Genomic DNA, 15,570 nt, shown 5'->3' with positions numbered 1-15,570 from the left:
GACTGGACTGGAAGGGACTGGGTCACGACCCCAGGATCGAAGCCAGGAACTCCCCCGTCCACCCCAGCAACTCCCGCCCGACCAGCGGCTTCCCGCCCACCTTGGCTGTCTTCGGGCGGGGCACAAGGACCTGGTGGGCGGCCGACTTGATGATGGTCCCCGGGTACAGCCGCTTGAGGCGCAGCTCCTGGGACTCCCTCAACTCCACCGGCGCGAACCGGATGTTGTTGCCCTGGAGGACGATCTCGGCGACGCCGCACGCCCGCGCGAGCATGCGGAGTCCGGCCACCAGCAGCAGGTTCTCCACAGGCTCGGGCAACTTGCCGTAGCGGTCGACGAGTTCCTCGCGTACGGACTTGATGTCGTCCTCGGAGTTCACCGACGCGATCGCGCGGTACGCCTGGAGGCGCAGCCGCTCGCCGGGCGCGTAGTCGTGCGGGACGTGGGCGTCGACCGGGAGCTCGATCTTGACCTCCAGCGGCGCCTCCTCCTCCACGCCGCCCTCCAACGACGCCCGGTAGTCCGCGACCGCCTCGCCCACCATGCGTACGTACAGGTCGAAGCCGACGCCCGCGATATGGCCCGACTGCTCGCCGCCCAGGAGGTTGCCCGCGCCCCGGATCTCCAGGTCCTTCATGGCCACGTACATGCCCGCGCCCATCTCCGTGTGCTGGGCGATGGTGGCGAGGCGCTCGTGGGCCGTCTCCGTCAGCGGCTTCTCGGGCGGGTAGAGGAAGTACGCGTAACCCCGCTCGCGGCCACGCCCCACCCGGCCCCGCAGCTGGTGCAGCTGGGAGAGGCCGAAGTTGTCGCCGCGCTCGACGATCAGCGTGTTGGCGTTGGAGATGTCGATGCCCGACTCCACGATCGTCGTCGACACGAGCACGTCGAACTTCTTCTCCCAGAAGTCGACGACGACCTGTTCCAGGGCCTGTTCCGACATCTGCCCGTGGGCCGTCGCGATGCGCGCCTCCGGGACGATCTCCCTCAGCCTCGCCGCCGCGCGGTCGATCGACTCGACGCGGTTGTGGATGTAGAAGACCTGCCCCTCGCGCAGCAGTTCACGTCGGATCGCCGCGCCGATCTGCTTCTCCTCGTACGGACCGACGAAGGTCAGGACGGGGTGCCGCTCCTCCGGAGGAGTCGTGATCGTGGACATCTCGCGGATGCCCGTCACCGCCATCTCCAGGGTCCTGGGGATCGGAGTGGCCGACATCGTCAGCACGTCCACATTGGCCCGCAGCTTCTTCAGCTGCTCCTTGTGCTCGACGCCGAACCGCTGCTCCTCGTCGACGATCACGAGCCCCAGGTCCTTGAACTTGGTCTCGGCGGAGAACAGCCGATGCGTGCCGATGACGACATCCACCGAGCCGTCCCGCAGCCCCTCCAGGACCGCCTTCGCCTCCGTGTCCGACTGGAAGCGCGACAACGCCCGTACGTTCACCGGGAACTGCGAGTAACGCTCGCCGAACGTCCCGAAGTGCTGCTGCACCAGCAACGTAGTGGGCACCAGCACGGCCACCTGCTTGCCGTCCTGCACCGCCTTGAAGGCGGCGCGTACCGCGATCTCCGTCTTGCCGTAGCCGACGTCTCCGCAGATCAGGCGGTCCATCGGGACCGTCTTCTCCATGTCCTCCTTGACCTCGGCGATGGTCGTCAGCTGGTCGGGCGTCTCCACGTACGGGAAGGCGTCCTCCAGCTCGCGCTGCCACGGGGTGTCCGAGCCGAAGGCGTGCCCCGGTGCCGCCATCCGCGCGCTGTAGAGCCTGATCAGGTCGGCCGCGATCTCCTTGACGGCCTTTTTCGCGCGCGCCTTGGTCTTGGTCCAGTCGGCGCCGCCCAGGCGGTGCAGCGTGGGGGCTTCGCCGCCCACGTACTTGGTGATCTGTTCCAGCTGGTCGGTCGGGATGTAGAGCCGGTCGCCGGGCTGGCCGCGCTTGGCGGGCGCGTACTCGACGACCAGGTACTCGCGGGTCGCGCCCTGGACCGTGCGCTGCACCATCTCGATGTAGCGGCCGACGCCGTGCTGCTCGTGGACGATGTAGTCGCCCGTCTCCAGGGTGAGCGGGTCGATGGTCTTGCGGCGGCGGGCGGGCATGCGCACGCCCTCCTTGCCCGCCGCCCGCTGACCGGTGAGGTCGGTCTCGGTGAGGACGACGAGCTTCAGTGCCGTATCGACGAAGCCGTACTCGATCGAGCCGCACGCCACCTGGACGACGGAGGGCGCCAGCGCGGCGAGATCCGATTCCAGGCGGGCCGCGATGCCCTCGCCGCCGAGGACCTCGACGGTACGGGCGGCCGGGCCGTGGCCCTCGGTGACGAACACCGCGCGCCAGCCGTCCGCGAGCCAGCCCTTGGTGTCGGCGAGTGCCCTGGCGGTGTCGCCGCGGTACGCCTCCGGGGCGTGCATGCCGAGCTTCAGCGTGTCCGCGTTCGTGTCGTCGATGGACTCGTCCGCCGCGAAGGGGGACACCGACCACCACATCATGTCCATCTCACGGGCCCGGTCCCGCACGTCCGCGATGGCCCACAGTGAGGCCGCGCCGACGTCGATGGGCGCCTCTCCCCCGCCCGCGGTCGCAGCCCAGGAGGCCTGCAGGAACTCCTGCGAGGTCGCCACCAGGTCCGAGGCCCGCGTCCGGACCCGCTCCGGATCGCATACGACGGCCATCGAGCCCTGGGGCAGTACGTCGAGGAGCAGTTCCATGTCGTCGACGAGTACGGGGGCCAGGGACTCCATGCCCTCGACGGCGATGCCCTCCGCGATCTTCCCGAGCAGCTCGCCCAGCTCGGGATGCTCCTCGGCCAGCGCCGCCGCCCGCTCCCGAACCTCATCCGTCAGCAGCAGCTCACGGCAGGGCGGTGCCCACAGGCCATGTGCGGCGATTTCGAGGGACCGCTGGTCGGCGACCTTGAAGTAACGGATCTCCTCCACGTCGTCGCCCCAGAACTCCACGCGCAGCGGGTGCTCCTCGGTGGGCGGGAAGACGTCGAGGATTCCGCCCCGTACGGCGAACTCGCCGCGCTTCTCAACCAGTTCGACCCGGGAGTACGCCGCTGCCGCCAGCGCCTCGACGACATCGCCGAGGTCGGCGCTCTCGCCGGTCCGCAGGGCCACCGGCTCCAGGTCGCCCAGGCCCTTGACCTGGGGCTGGAGCACGGAGCGCACGGGCGAGACGATGACCGAGACCGGGCCGGTCTCGGGGTCGTCGGGGCGCGGGTGCGCGAGCCGCCGCAGTACGGCGAGCCGCCGGCCCACGGTGTCGCTGCGCGGGGAGAGGCGCTCGTGCGGGAGGGTCTCCCAGGACGGGTACTCCACGACGGTGTCGGGAGGCAGCAGGGACCTGAGCGCCGCCGCCAGATCCTCGGCCTCGCGCCCCGTGGCGGTCACCGCCAGGACCGTACGGCGGGTTTCCCTGGCCAGCGCCGCGATCGTGAAGGGACGGGCCGCGGGTGGTCCGACCAGGTCGACGTGCATCCGGTTGCCGTCCGCGGCGGCCTTCACCGCTTCGGTGAGTGCGGCGTCCTTGACGACGGCGTCGAGCAGACCGTGCAGGCTCATGAAGAGGCTTCCATCCGAGGGGTGGGCAACGCGGAACGCCCGACACGTGTACGGGCCGGGGGTGTCCTAGGGTACGTCGGCTCGGTCACGGGTGTCGGGCCTGTGGACAACGTCTGGACACACCCACCGCAGAGGTACCGTCTCAAGTCGAACCCCTGGCCCGACCGAAGGACCCGATCCGTGCACGGAGCCCCCGTCGCCACGTCCGAAACCGACCGGACCGCGCAGGACCCGCCCCTCGTCCCGGCGCCGGTCGCGTCCTCCCGTGACCGGGGGCTGCGCCGCCTGCTGGACGGGCGGCGGGATCCACAGATCCTGGCCGGCGTGCTGTTCGTGGCGTATGCCGTGGTCTCCATAGGCCGCTACCTGCGGCTGGGAACCAGGTCCTGGGACCTCGGCATCTTCGAGCAGGCCGTGCGCGCGTACGCCCATCTCCAGGTGCCCGTCGTGGATCTCAAGGGCCCCGGGGCCAACGTCCTGGGCGACCACTTCAGCCCCGTCACCGCGCTGCTCGCCCCTCTCTACCGGCTCTTCCCCTCCCCCGTCACACTGCTCGTCGCCCAAGCCGCGCTGCTGGCGCTGTCCGCCGTGCCGGTCACCCGGGCCGCCGCCCGGCTGCTCGGCCGGCGGCGCGGGCTCGCGCTCGGCGTCGCGTACGGACTGTCATGGGGCATCCAGCGGGCCGTCGACTTCGACTTCCACGAGATCTGCTTCGCCGTCCCACTGATCGCCTTCGCCCTGGAGGCGTTGCTGCGGCAGCGGTGGCGGGCCGCACTGTGCTGGGCCCTCCCCCTCGTCCTGGTCAAGGAGGACCTGGGTCTGACGCTGGCCGCTCTCGCCCTGGTCGTCGCGTTGCGAGCCCGGAAGAAGTCTCGTCGGACAGCCCTGTACGCACTCGGGGTCGCGGCCTTCGGCGTGCTGGCCACGGTGGTCACCATGACCCTGGTCATACCTGCCTTCAACACCACGGACGCCTACGACTACTGGAGCAAGGTCAGCGACTCGAGTGGCCCCTTCGACGGCTTCGACACCAAACTCCGCACCCTCGCCTGGCTCTTGATCCCCACCACCGGGCTGCTGGCCCTGCGTTCCCCGCTCCTGCTGGTCATCCTGCCGACCCTGGGCTGGCGGTTCTTCTCCTCCGATCCGCATCACTGGGATACGGAGTGGCACTACAGCGCGGTCCTGATGCCGGTCGTCGTACTCGCCCTCGCCGACGCGCTCGCCCGCGCGCGGCACAGTTCGCGGGCCTGGGTTCGGTCGTACGCGCTTCATCTGCCCACCGCCGTCGCCTCGGCGGCACTCGCGCTGACGACCACGTTGCCGCTGGGGGCGCTGACCGAGTCCGCGGCCTACAGCGTGCCCGCGCGTGTTTCCGCCATTGACGGGCTGCTGGGGCGGATCCCGGACGGCGCGACCGTCGAGTCCAACATCGGGCCGATCAGTCGGCTCACGTCTCGGTGCCGGGTCTTCTGGATCACCAACACCCGTGGGGTGACGCCGGACTTCATCGCCTTGGACAACTCGTCCGGGCGTTACGAGGACGTTCCGGGCTATGTCCGGCAACTGCACCCGCGCGCGGCGTACGTCGTTGTGGGCTCCGCCCAGGGGTACGTGGTTCTCGGACGCGAGCGATGACGCTCCGCTGGGGGCGCGGTTCGTAAGCTGCGGGTTCGTCGTGGCTGGTCGCGCAGTCGAAAACGAACGCGAAGGAGCCCGGCGCCCCCAGCGCCGGGCTCCTTCCCCCTGCCCCCGTCCACAGAAGCCTGCGGCAGCTACTCCGTCGCGATCGCGTTCAGTACGTTCATCCGGCCCGCCCTGAATGCCGGTACCAACGCTGCGAACAGCCCCACGAACGCGGACCCCAGGAACACCCCGATGATCGTCGGCCACGGAATCTCCAGGACCTTCAGGCCCTCCAGGGCGAGGAGCTGCTGGGCGGTCGCGCCCCAGCCCATGCCCAGGCCGAGGCCCAGCAGGGCGCCGAACAGGGCGATCACCACCGACTCCAGGCGGATCATGCGCCGCAGCTGACGGCGCGACAGACCGATCGCCCGCATCAGGCCGATCTCCCGCGTCCGCTCCACCACCGACAGCGCCAGGGTGTTCACCACACCCAGGATCGCGACGATGATCGCCAGCGCCAGCAGGCCGTAGATCATGTTCAGGAGCTGGCCGATCTGGTCCTTCAGCGCTTCCTTGTAGTCGGTCTGGTCGCGGACGGTGTACTGCGGGTAGTCGTCCAGCGCGGTCTTCAGCGACTTGTACGCGGCCGCCTCCTGGCCGTCCTTCGCCGAGGCGAAGACCATCGCATCGAGCGGCATCTTGTCGGCGGGGACGTACTTGGCCATCGTGTCGATGGCTGTGTACATGGCCCCTTGGTCGATGACGACCTCACTGCTGGTGATCGCGCGGACCGTCAGCCGGGCGGTGGAGCCGTCCTTGAAGGCGACGGAGATCTTCGAGCCGAGGCTGATGCCATGGGCCTTGGCGAACTCCTCGTGGACGGACATCGAGTCGGGCCGGTAGGCGTCCTTGAGGTTCCCGGCGACCGTCTCGGTGTTCAGGTCCGTGGCGTAGCTCGGGTCGGCCGCCGTGATGGCCGTTTTCTCGAGCGTCTTGCCGTCGGGGGTGGTGAAGTCGGCCTCGGTCCACTTGTACTCGGTGACTCCCTTCAGGCCCTCCGCAGTCCTGGCCGCCTGCACCGCCTGCGGCGTGATCAGCTGGCCGCTGTCGGACTGGATGATGAAGTCCGTGCCGACGGTCTTGTCCAGCTGGTCCGTGGCCGACGCGACCATCGACGAGCCGACCACCGACAGGCACGCGACCAGTGCGAGGCCGATCATGAGCGCGGCGCCGGTCGCCCCCGTACGGCGCGGGTTGCGCAGCGCGTTCCGCTCGGCCATCCGCCCGACCGGGCCGAAGATCCGCAGCACCACGGCGCTCAGCACCCGCACCACACCGCTCGCGAGCAGCGGGCCGATGACGACGAAGCCGATCAGCGACAGCACCACACCGCCGCCCAGCCACATCGAGCCCTCGCTCGCCTTGTCGGCCTGGGACGCGAGGTACAGCCCGTAGCCGCCGGCGCCTGTCAGGACCAGGCCCAGCACAGCCCGTATGACACCGGACTTGGCGTCCACCGGCGCCCCGGAGTCCCGCAGCGCCGCCATCGGCGAGACCTTGCCGGCCCGCCGGGCGGGCAGGTACGCGGCGAGCACGGTGACCACGACGCCGAGCAGCAGGCCGACCACCGGGGTGGTCCAGGCGACGGTGAGGTCGTCGGTGGAGAGGTTCATGCCGGTGGCGCCCATGAGCTTCATCAGGCCGATGGCCAGGCCCACGCCCGCACCGACCCCCAGCACCGAGCCGAAGACACCGAGCAGCAGCGCCTCGACGAGCACGGACCGGTTGACCTGCCGGCGGCTCGACCCGACCGCCCGCATCAGGCCGATCTCGCGGGTCCGCTGGGCGACCAGCATCGAGAAGGTGTTGATGATCAGGAAGATGCCGACGAGGAAGGCGATCCCGGCGAAGCCGAGCATCGCGTACTTCATCACGCCCATGAAATCGCCGACGTCCTTGGCGTTGGCGTCCGCGACCTCCTTGGCCGTCTGGATCTGGTAGCCGCTGTCGAGCGTGGCCGTGACGTTCTTCTTCACCTGGGCGTCGCTGAAGCCGGAGGCGGCGGTGACGTTGACGTTGGTGTAGACGCCGGTGTCGCCGACCAGGGCCTTCTGCGCGGTCTTCGTGTCCAGGTAGAAGATCGCGGCACCCGGGTTGGTGACCTCGAACTCCGCGAAGCCCGAGACCTTGGCACGGTGCGTGCCCACCGCCGTGATGACGCCGATCTCGTCGCCGAGCTTCAGGTGGTGCTTGTCGGCGGTGTCGGCGTCGACCATGATCTGGTCCGGTCCGCGCGGGGCGTTGCCGGAGGAGATCTTCATGGTGCGGGCGTCGTTGGCGTTCCAGTTGCCGACGATGGTCGGGGCGCCGCCCGAGGGCGAGAGGCTGTCCTTGTCGGCGTCGACGACGGTCACCGAGGTGGAGAAGACGGTTCCTTCGGCGGACTTGACCCCCTCCGCCTTGCGCACCTCGCCCAGCACGGACGCGGGCATGACCGGCGGCTTGCCGTTGTCTGCCTGGGTCTCACCGGTGTCCGAGGCGCCCTTGGCGCTGACCTGGACGTCGGACGAGGTGGCCGCGAAGAGCTTGTCGAACGTCGTGTTCATCGTGTCGGTGAAGACGAGCGTGCCGCAGACGAAGGCCACCGACAGCAGGACCGCCACGGCCGAGAGGGCCATACGTCCCTTGTGCGCGAAGAAGTTGCGCATCGAGGTCTTCATGACAGTCATGACGTACGCCCCCGGGCGTCGAAGTCCTTCATGCGGTCCAGGACGGTTTCGGCGGTGGGCTTCCACATCTCGTCGACGATCCGTCCGTCGGCCAGGTACAGCACCCGGTCCGCGTACGAGGCGGCCACCGGGTCGTGGGTGACCATCACGATGGTCTGGCCGAGCTCGTCGACGGAGCGCCGCAGAAAGCCGAGCACCTCGGCGCCGGCGCGGGAGTCGAGGTTCCCGGTCGGCTCGTCACCGAAGATGATCTCGGGCCGTGCGGCCAACGCCCGTGCCACGGCGACGCGTTGCTGCTGGCCGCCGGAGAGCTGGGTCGGCCGGTGCTTGAGGCGGTCGCTCAGGCCGACCGTCTCGACGACCTGGCTCAGCCAGCCGCGGTCCGGCTTACGGCCCGCGATGTCCATCGGCAGCGTGATGTTCTCGAGCGCGTTCAGCGTCGGCAGCAGGTTGAAGGCCTGGAAGATGAAGCCGATCCGGTCCCGGCGCAGCTTCGTGAGCTTCTTGTCCTTGAGGCCGGTGATCTCCGTCTCGTCCAGGTAGATCTGCCCGGAGGTGACGGTGTCGAGGCCGGCGAGGCAGTGCATCAGCGTGGACTTGCCGGACCCCGAGGGGCCCATGATCGCGGTGAACTGGCCCCGCGCGATGTCCACGTCGACGTGGTCCAGGGCGACGACGCGGGTCTCCCCGGACCCGTACGCCTTGACGACCTGCCGCGCCCGCGCGGCAACGGCCGTACGCCCTCCAGTGCCCCCGTGCCTGGGAATGGTTACAGCCGAAGTCACGGTATGTCTCCTAAGTCGGTCAGCAGGTGGTACGCATCGTCTGCGTGCTGTGCGTGGTCTGCGTGCTCTTCTACGTGGAATGAGTCTGGCGGCGGGAGGGGGTCCGGCGCGCTGGTGCTCAGCGCAGTCTTTTCCGGGGGTAAACCCCACCTCCGAAGGTGCGGTACTCCGCCCTCAGCGGCGTGAAGCCAGGTTAAGGAGGGGGCAGGTCGCATCTCGTCCTCCGGCGGTACGAAGCCTCCCCGGTCCGTAGTACGGAGGTACCCCTAAGGGATCTCCACCTGTCGGCGGAGGGGTCCTAGGGGTCGCCTCCATCCTTGAGGCCGGTCCGCCTCGTACCTCCCACGGCTCGAGGCTGAAGTGGGAGAGTGTCCTCCGGCAGATAGATGCAGGGGGAAAGGAAATCCGTGAGCCAGGAGGAAACCCAGGGGCCGGACACCGGCACACCGTCCGCACCACCGGCCGCCGGGCCGGTCGAGCCCCGTAAACGCCGTGCCGTCGTCGCCGCGCTCATGCTCGCCATGGGCCTCGCCGCGCTCGACTCCACCATCGTGTCGACCGCCGTGCCGCAGATCGTGGGCGACCTCGGCGGCTTCTCCGTGTTCTCCTGGCTGTTCTCGGGCTATCTGCTGGCCGTGACGGTCACACTCCCCGTCTACGGCAAGCTCTCCGACACCTTCGGCCGCAAGCCGGTACTGATCGCGGGCGCGGCCATCTTCCTGCTCGGCTCCCTGCTCTGCGCGCTCGCCTGGAACATGGCGGCGCTCATCGCCTTCCGTATCGTCCAGGGTCTCGGCGGCGGCGCCCTCCAGGGGACCGTCCAGACGCTCGCCGCCGATCTCTACCCCCTGAAGCAACGCCCCAAGATCCAGGCGAAGTTGTCCACGGTCTGGGCGACCTCGGCGGTCGCGGGCCCGGCGGTCGGCGGAGTCCTCGCGGCGTACGCCGACTGGCGGTGGATCTTCCTCATCAACCTGCCGATCGGCGCGCTGGCCCTCTGGCTGATCGTCCGCCACCTCCACGAACCCAAGCGCCGGCCCGGCCCCCGCCCCCGTATCGACTGGGCGGGCGCACTCGCCGTCTTCGCATGCGGCGGCGTACTGCTGACGGCTCTGGTGCAGGGCGGAGTGGCGTGGCCCTGGCTTTCAGCTCCCTCAATCGCCCTACTGGGTACGGGACTTGCCCTCGTCGCACTCACGGTGTTGATCGAACGCCGGGCCGCCGAACCGATCATCCCCGGCTGGGTCTGGCGCCGCCGCACCATCGCGGCGGTCAATCTGGCACTGGGCGCGCTGGGGTTGCTGATGGTGGCACCGACGGTCTTCCTTCCGACCTACGCCCAGGCGGTCCTCGGCCTCGCCCCCGTAGCGGCCGGATTCGTGCTCTCCGTATGGACGTTGAGCTGGCCGGTGTCGGCGGCGCTCAGCCAGCATGTGTACCGCAGGATCGGTTTCCGTAACTCGGCGCTGATCGGTATCGGTACGGCGGCGCTGCTCCTGCTCGCGTTTCCGTTCCTGCCCTATCCCGGCGAACCCTGGCAGCCGGCCTTGCTCATGTTCCTGCTCGGCGGCGCACTCGGCCTCTTCCAACTCCCCCTGCTCATAGGCGTCCAGTCAACGGTCGTCTGGTCCGAACGCGGCACGGCCACCGGTTCCGTGCTCTTCTGCCGCCAGACCGGCCAGACGCTGGGCGCGGCCCTGTTCGGAGCGATCGCGAACGGCGTGCTGGCCACCCGCCTCGGCGGCGCCGGCGACCTCGACTCGGTCACCCGTTCCCTCGACTCGGGCACCCCCTCCGAACCCCTCCGCCACGCGGTCGCCGACGCGGTCCACGCGGTCTACTACGGGGCGGCCTGCGCGGCCGGACTCGCCTTCCTGGTGCTGTTGTTGATGGCACCGCGGCGGTTTCCGGTGTTGAAGGGCGCCGCCGACTCGTGATCGGCCCCCTGCCGTTCACCTGCTGTCCCTACGATTCGCCGGTCCGCACACCGACACGTATGCACCAGGGGCGCAATGAGACACATGACGGCCGAAGCGCGCGACCTCATGGTCACGGCTCAGGAGGCCGCCCGGCTTCGGGACGCACAGCAACTCGAGGTCAGAGATGTCGCGTTGGCAGCGCTGATCCTCCATTTCCGCCGCTTGGCGGAGGAAGTGGAGAGCTCGGCGGAGGTGTCGCTCTCACCGGAGATGCTGCCGATGGCCGACGAAGTGCGGGAGATCATGATGTCCGGAGAGGGTGACCTCCGGAATTCCGACCTGGTCGACCTTGCGCGGCGCGAAGAATCCGGACTCTCCGAGTATCTGGGACCGGTATGGCGGGCGACCACGGGTTACTGACCTGCCTCGCCCTCCGGGCCGGGTGCCCTGCTCAGAAGACCGGCTCGCCGATACCCAGCAGGTTCCCCTCGCTGTCGCGGAACCAGACGGCGCGTTCGCCCCGTGCGCCCTTGCTCGGATAGTGGCCGTCGATGTCCGCGATTCCGTTCCTCGTCCGGAACCCGGGCACATCGACCTCCTCGAACACCACGCCGCGCTGTTTGAGCTCCGCCACGACCGCCTCGATGTCGTCGACCTGCCAGCCCATCTGGGTGAAGGTGCCGGGAGAGGCTCCCGTCGATTTGAACAGCGCGAACTCCACGCCTCCGCACCGGTACAACAGCCCGCCGGGCCGCTCGTCGACGGGCTCAAGGCCGAGCTGCTCGGAGTAGAAGCGCCGCGCCCGCTCCAGGTCCTGGGCAGGAAGCCTGGTCGCCACGCTTCCCAGGGCCAGAAGGTTCCTGTCGTCTGCGTTCATGACTCCAGTGTGTGCTCAGTCGTCGAGCAGCCGCCATGCGGTATCGACCTCTTCGGGTCCTTCATCCACCTTCGTCAGGGCGGCCGAATACACGCCGAGCAGCCGGTGTTCGACGGAAAGTGTTCACGCTTTTCGCAACTGGTGTGCGGTCACGTGAGAGCGCCGTTCGCTCGCAGCAGCGGCAGTACGTGGTCGCGCAGCGCTCACATCAGGACGTGCTTGCCTGGCCCGATGACACGACGAGAAGTACCTCTGGCGCCTGCTCGGCCTACGACTGCCGGTGACCTGGGGTCCCTGCTGGTACGGCGACGCAGCACCCGCAGCTTCGGACCCCGGCCCCTGAGCCTCGCCCAGCTCACCCTCATGGCGTGGGCGGCACACGGGCGAACCGCCGACGGGCACCGCACATGCCCGTCGGCGCACGCGTTGTATCCCCTGACGCTGACCGTGGTGGCAGGCAACGTGGACGGCCTGGCCGCCGGGGCCTACCGGTACGACGCCGAGCGCCATGTACTGACCCTGGTCGCCGACGGCGATCACCGCGACCGGGTCGCCCGCACCACCCTCGCCGACCACGACTGGTTGCGGCACGCGGCGGCCCTGCTGCTGCTCAGCGGCGACATGGACACGGCCACGCGCCACTTCGCCGACCAGCCGCCGCAAGGCCGCCGGGGACGGCGGTACGTCTGGCTGGAGGCAGGCCACGCAAGCCAGAACGTCTACCTCCAGGCCACCGAGTCCGGCCTGGGCGCGGTACTCGTCGCCGGCTTCGACGACGACCGGCTCCTCGGCCTCAACCCTGCGGTCGTGCCGTCCGGCGAACACCCGTTGGCACTGCTCGCGGTCGGCCGCCCTGCCGACCGCGACCAGTGATCACGAAAGGGCCCGAAGCGACACTTCTCGACGTTTACGTTTTCGTCACAACTGACCAATGGGGCAAGTGGGGTTAACGCAGGTAACACCCGAGGTCAGCGGAGTAAGCGCGTACCGACCAATCAGTTTGGTGAAAAGGAGGCGCATCCTGAGGACGGCAGGTAGCGTGCGTGGCTCATTCCCGCCCCCTTCCCTACCCTCCCCGCCAAAGAATTCCCTGCGGCCCGCACCCCGGGCCCGAGCCACGCAAGGAAAACCGGGATGTCCTACGACCCGTCCCCGTCGTACCCAGTGCCACCGCCCCACGACTCGTCGCCGTCCTACTTCACCTACCCCTGGGCACCACAACCGCCGCCGGAACCCGAACCCGCGCGCCACCGCCCCCGGCACGCCGCGCTCGGCCACCACAGCGACCTCCGCGTCCTGCGCACCGCGTACCGCTGGCAGCGGCGCGTGGCGACGCTGACCGCGCTGGGCTACTTCACGCTCTTTCTCGTCCTGTCCGCGTACGCGCCGGACTTCATGGCGAAGGACGTCACCGACGGGCTGCCCGTCGGGCTGCTGCTCGGGCTCATCCAGGTGCCCGTCACCTGCGCGGCGATCGCGCTGTACGAGTACACGGCCCGCCGCGGCGTCGATCCGATCGCCGAACGGATAAGGAAACAGGCGGAGTTGGACGACAAGCGGGCGGAGGGCGGCCGATGACCGGGTTCAGCAGCTCAGCACAGTCGATGTCGCTCGTGGCGTTCACGGTCGTCGCCACCATCACGCTGCTGCTGTGCGTGATGACCGGCCCCGACCGCGACGACCTCGACGAGTTCTACACCGGCTACAACTCGATGTCCCCGATGCGCAACGGCCTGGCCATCGCGGGCGACTACATCTCCGCCGCGACGGTGCTCGGCACGGGCGGCGTGATCGCACTCTTCGGCTACGACGGGGTCGTACTCGCCCTGAGCACCGCACTCTCCCTGATGCTGCTGATGTTCCTGCTGGCCGAACCGCTGCGCAACGCGGGCCGGTTCACCATGGGCGACGTGTTCGCGCGACGGATGCCGGGACGCTCCGTACGCATCACCGCCTGCGTCGTGACGCTCGCCGCGCTGATGCCGATGATGCTGGTCCAACTCGCCGGTACGGGCGATTTGTTGGCGTTTCTGCTCGGCTTCTCCAGCGACTCGCTGAAGACCGGCTGCATCATCGGGCTCGGCACGCTGATGATCAGCTACGCGGCGATCGGCGGCATGAAGGGCACCGCGCTCATCCAGATCCTGAAGATCGTGATGCTGCTCGGTTCCGGCGCCGTCATCGCCGTATTCATCCTGAACAAGTTCGACTGGAACCTCGGCGGCCTCTTCGACACGGCGGCGGAGAACAGCGGGGCGGGGCCGGCGTTCCTCAACTCCGGGCTGCAGTTCGCGAGCGGGCCCAACCCCAGACTGGACATGATCACCACAGAGCTGGTGGTGGTACTCGGCGGCGCGGTGCTGCCGCACATCACCATGCGCATGTACACCGCGGGCAGCGCGCGCGAGGTGCGCCGGTCGATGTCCTGGGCGGTGCCGGCCGTGGCACTGTTCGTGCTGATCATCACGGTCATCGGCTTCGGCACGGTGGCCATGATCGGGCGTAAGGCGATCACGGCGGCAGATCCACAGGGCAACACGACATATCTGCTGGGCTCGCGTGCCGTGTTCGGGACGGACCCGTCGACGGCCGAGACACTGCTCTTCACCACCGTCACGGCGGCGATCTTCCTGACCGTGCTCGCATCGGTGGCCGGGATGATTCTCGCCTGCGCCAACTCCCTTGCACATGACGTGTTCGCCCACGGCAAGAAGCAGCTGTCACCGCGTCGCGAGATGACGCTGGCCCGGCTGTCCGCCGCTGCCGTCGGCGTCCCGACGATCCTGCTGGCCACGCTCGTCCAGCACCGCAACCTGCAGCCGCTCGTCACACTCTCGCTCTGCGTCGGGGCCTCGGCGATCGCGCCCGCGCTGGTCTACGGGCTGTTCTGGCGCCGCTACACCCGGGCGGGGCTGCTCTGCACGTTGATCGGCGGCTCGGTCAGTACGTTCGTGCTGATGACCGGCACCACTCTGGTCTCCGGCTCGCCTGTCTCCGCGTTCCCCGACCACGACTTCACGTGGTTCCCGTTCACCACCACCGGGCTCCTCTCCATTCCTCTCGGCTTCGCCTTCGGGTGGCTGGGGACGATGCTTTCGGGGCGGCAGCAGGCAGAGGAGCAGCGGCGGCAGTACGAGGCGGTCGAGGGGTGGATTCTGGCAGGGGTGGTCCGGCGAGGGCGTTAGCCGTGCAGCCGTGCCGGGGCACCCTCAATCCATCGATGCCTGGCCCGTCAGCGTCACGAGGCTGTCCCGTACGTGGTTCATGTGGGCCTGCACTTCGTCCTTTTGGGCGGCGTGAGCGCGGAGCAGTCGTTCCGTTTCGTGGGTGATCCGGATTTCGCGGGCGTACGCCTCCGAAAGGATGGCGGCGGCCTGGGACTCCGCTTCCTCCTGGATGGGACGGGCCGACTCCCGGGCCTCGGCCAGGGCCCGTTCGGCCTCGGCCAGGGTCTCCTCGGCGCGTGACAGCAGCGGAACGTGCTCCGCGTCCAGGGCGGCCTCCTGCTCCGCCGTCGCACGGTCGAGCTCCTCCAGGCGGTCGGCGTGCTCCTTGGCCTGCTCGACGAGCATCGCCTCCGAGCGCCGGCGCATGTCGCGCAGCGCGTCCAGTGCCTCGCCACGGTGCTCCTTCGCCTCCAGGCGCGCGGCGATGCGCAGTTCGTCGGCCTCGGCCTGGGCGGCGAGCAAGCGCCGACGGGCCCGTTCGTCGGCCGCGGCCCGTACCGCGTCGGCTCCCGCCCGTGCCGCCTCGCGAACCCGGCCGGCCTCGGACTCCGCCTCCTCCAGGATGCGTCTCGCCTCCCGGTGGGCGTTCTCGTGGAGGGCCGCCGCCTCCCCCTTGACGAGTTCGAAGATCTGCGCGGCACCTTTGCCGAGCTTCTCGTACGTCTGCGGAGGCAGCGCGGCCACCAGCTCGGCCAGCCGCTGCGCCTCCGCCTCCATCTCCTTGGCCAGCACGGTCAGACGGGCGGCCCGTTCCCACGCGGCGTCGCGGTCCTGCGAAAGTTCCGCGGCGTACGCGTCCACCTGCTCGGGACGGTAACCGCGGGGCCCGGTCGATCGACCGGGCC

The 15,570-nt window shown here is 69.3% G+C and carries 11 protein-coding genes; 6 read left to right on the top strand and 5 right to left on the bottom strand.

Annotated elements, in window-relative coordinates:
• Positions 1-22: 22 nt before the first annotated feature.
• Positions 23-3,562 (bottom strand): transcription-repair coupling factor, encoded by a 3,540-nt coding sequence (gene mfd, locus OP79_RS25300; protein ID WP_033323136.1) that lies wholly within the window; start codon positions 3,560-3,562, stop codon positions 23-25.
• Positions 3,563-3,742: 180 nt separating this feature from the next.
• On the opposite strand from mfd, the gene OP79_RS25295 reads away from it, so the two are divergent.
• Positions 3,743-5,200, top strand: a complete 1,458-nt coding sequence (locus OP79_RS25295; protein WP_051744907.1) for a DUF2079 domain-containing protein — start codon at positions 3,743-3,745, stop codon at positions 5,198-5,200.
• 137 nt (positions 5,201-5,337) lie between these two features.
• Here OP79_RS25295 and OP79_RS25290 read toward each other — a convergent pair whose 3' ends face one another.
• Entirely contained in the window at positions 5,338-7,917 is a 2,580-nt protein-coding gene (locus OP79_RS25290) for an ABC transporter permease (RefSeq protein WP_033323134.1), read from the bottom strand.
• On the bottom strand, positions 7,914-8,702 hold the full coding sequence (locus OP79_RS25285) for an ABC transporter ATP-binding protein (protein ID WP_033323132.1): 789 nt from the start codon (positions 8,700-8,702) through the stop codon (positions 7,914-7,916). The genes OP79_RS25290 and OP79_RS25285 overlap by 4 nt, the downstream gene beginning before the upstream one ends.
• A gap of 407 nt (positions 8,703-9,109) precedes the next feature.
• On the opposite strand from OP79_RS25285, the gene OP79_RS25280 reads away from it, so the two are divergent.
• On the top strand, positions 9,110-10,639 hold the full coding sequence (locus tag OP79_RS25280; RefSeq protein ID WP_033323130.1) for an MFS transporter: 1,530 nt from the start codon (positions 9,110-9,112) through the stop codon (positions 10,637-10,639).
• Between the two features lie 84 nt (positions 10,640-10,723).
• Positions 10,724-11,041 (top strand): hypothetical protein, encoded by a 318-nt coding sequence (locus OP79_RS25275; protein ID WP_033323128.1) that lies wholly within the window; start codon positions 10,724-10,726, stop codon positions 11,039-11,041.
• Between the two features lie 31 nt (positions 11,042-11,072).
• Here the strand turns inward: OP79_RS25275 and OP79_RS25270 are convergent, their stop codons facing one another.
• On the bottom strand, positions 11,073-11,498 hold the full coding sequence (locus tag OP79_RS25270) for a VOC family protein (protein ID WP_033323126.1): 426 nt from the start codon (positions 11,496-11,498) through the stop codon (positions 11,073-11,075).
• Between the two features lie 231 nt (positions 11,499-11,729).
• Between OP79_RS25270 and OP79_RS25265 the strand changes: the two genes are divergently transcribed.
• The 3 genes from OP79_RS25265 (at position 11,730) to OP79_RS25255 (ending at position 14,683) form a co-directional block, all read left to right on the top strand.
• Positions 11,730-12,371, top strand: coding sequence for a SagB/ThcOx family dehydrogenase (locus OP79_RS25265; RefSeq protein WP_063741991.1), 642 nt, complete (start codon positions 11,730-11,732; stop codon positions 12,369-12,371).
• Between the two features lie 261 nt (positions 12,372-12,632).
• Positions 12,633-13,076 carry a DUF485 domain-containing protein gene (locus OP79_RS25260; RefSeq protein WP_033323124.1) on the top strand — a complete coding sequence of 148 codons (444 nt, stop codon included), beginning with the start codon at positions 12,633-12,635 and terminating at the stop codon, positions 13,074-13,076.
• Positions 13,073-14,683 carry a sodium/solute symporter gene (locus OP79_RS25255; RefSeq protein WP_033323123.1) on the top strand — a complete coding sequence of 537 codons (1,611 nt, stop codon included), beginning with the start codon at positions 13,073-13,075 and terminating at the stop codon, positions 14,681-14,683. The genes OP79_RS25260 and OP79_RS25255 overlap by 4 nt, the downstream gene beginning before the upstream one ends.
• Positions 14,684-14,707: 24 nt before the next feature.
• On the opposite strand, the gene OP79_RS25250 is transcribed toward OP79_RS25255, so the two are convergent.
• Positions 14,708-15,526, bottom strand: coding sequence for a coiled-coil domain-containing protein (locus OP79_RS25250; RefSeq protein WP_051744904.1), 819 nt, complete (start codon positions 15,524-15,526; stop codon positions 14,708-14,710).
• Between the last annotated feature and the right edge of the window lie 44 nt (positions 15,527-15,570).

The sequence above is a fragment of the Streptomyces yerevanensis genome (genome assembly GCF_000716805.1).
Lineage (GTDB): Bacteria > Actinomycetota > Actinomycetes > Streptomycetales > Streptomycetaceae > Streptomyces > Streptomyces flaveus.
The sequence above is the reverse complement of the archived record's forward strand: the minus strand, read 5'-3'. Positions and strand labels throughout refer to the sequence as shown.

Excerpts from the sequence above, each read along its gene's own strand:
- OP79_RS25290 (WP_033323134.1), bottom strand. The coding sequence starts at position 7,917 with ATGACTGTCATGAAGACCTCGATGCGCAACTTCTTCGCGCACAAGGGA.
- OP79_RS25275 (WP_033323128.1), top strand. The coding sequence starts at position 10,724 with ATGACGGCCGAAGCGCGCGACCTCATGGTCACGGCTCAGGAGGCCGCC.
- OP79_RS25255 (WP_033323123.1), top strand. The coding sequence starts at position 13,073 with ATGACCGGGTTCAGCAGCTCAGCACAGTCGATGTCGCTCGTGGCGTTC.
- OP79_RS25265 (WP_063741991.1), top strand. The coding sequence starts at position 11,730 with ATGACACGACGAGAAGTACCTCTGGCGCCTGCTCGGCCTACGACTGCC.
- mfd (WP_033323136.1), bottom strand. The coding sequence starts at position 3,562 with ATGAGCCTGCACGGTCTGCTCGACGCCGTCGTCAAGGACGCCGCACTC.
- OP79_RS25260 (WP_033323124.1), top strand. The coding sequence starts at position 12,633 with ATGTCCTACGACCCGTCCCCGTCGTACCCAGTGCCACCGCCCCACGAC.
- OP79_RS25270 (WP_033323126.1), bottom strand. The coding sequence starts at position 11,498 with ATGAACGCAGACGACAGGAACCTTCTGGCCCTGGGAAGCGTGGCGACC.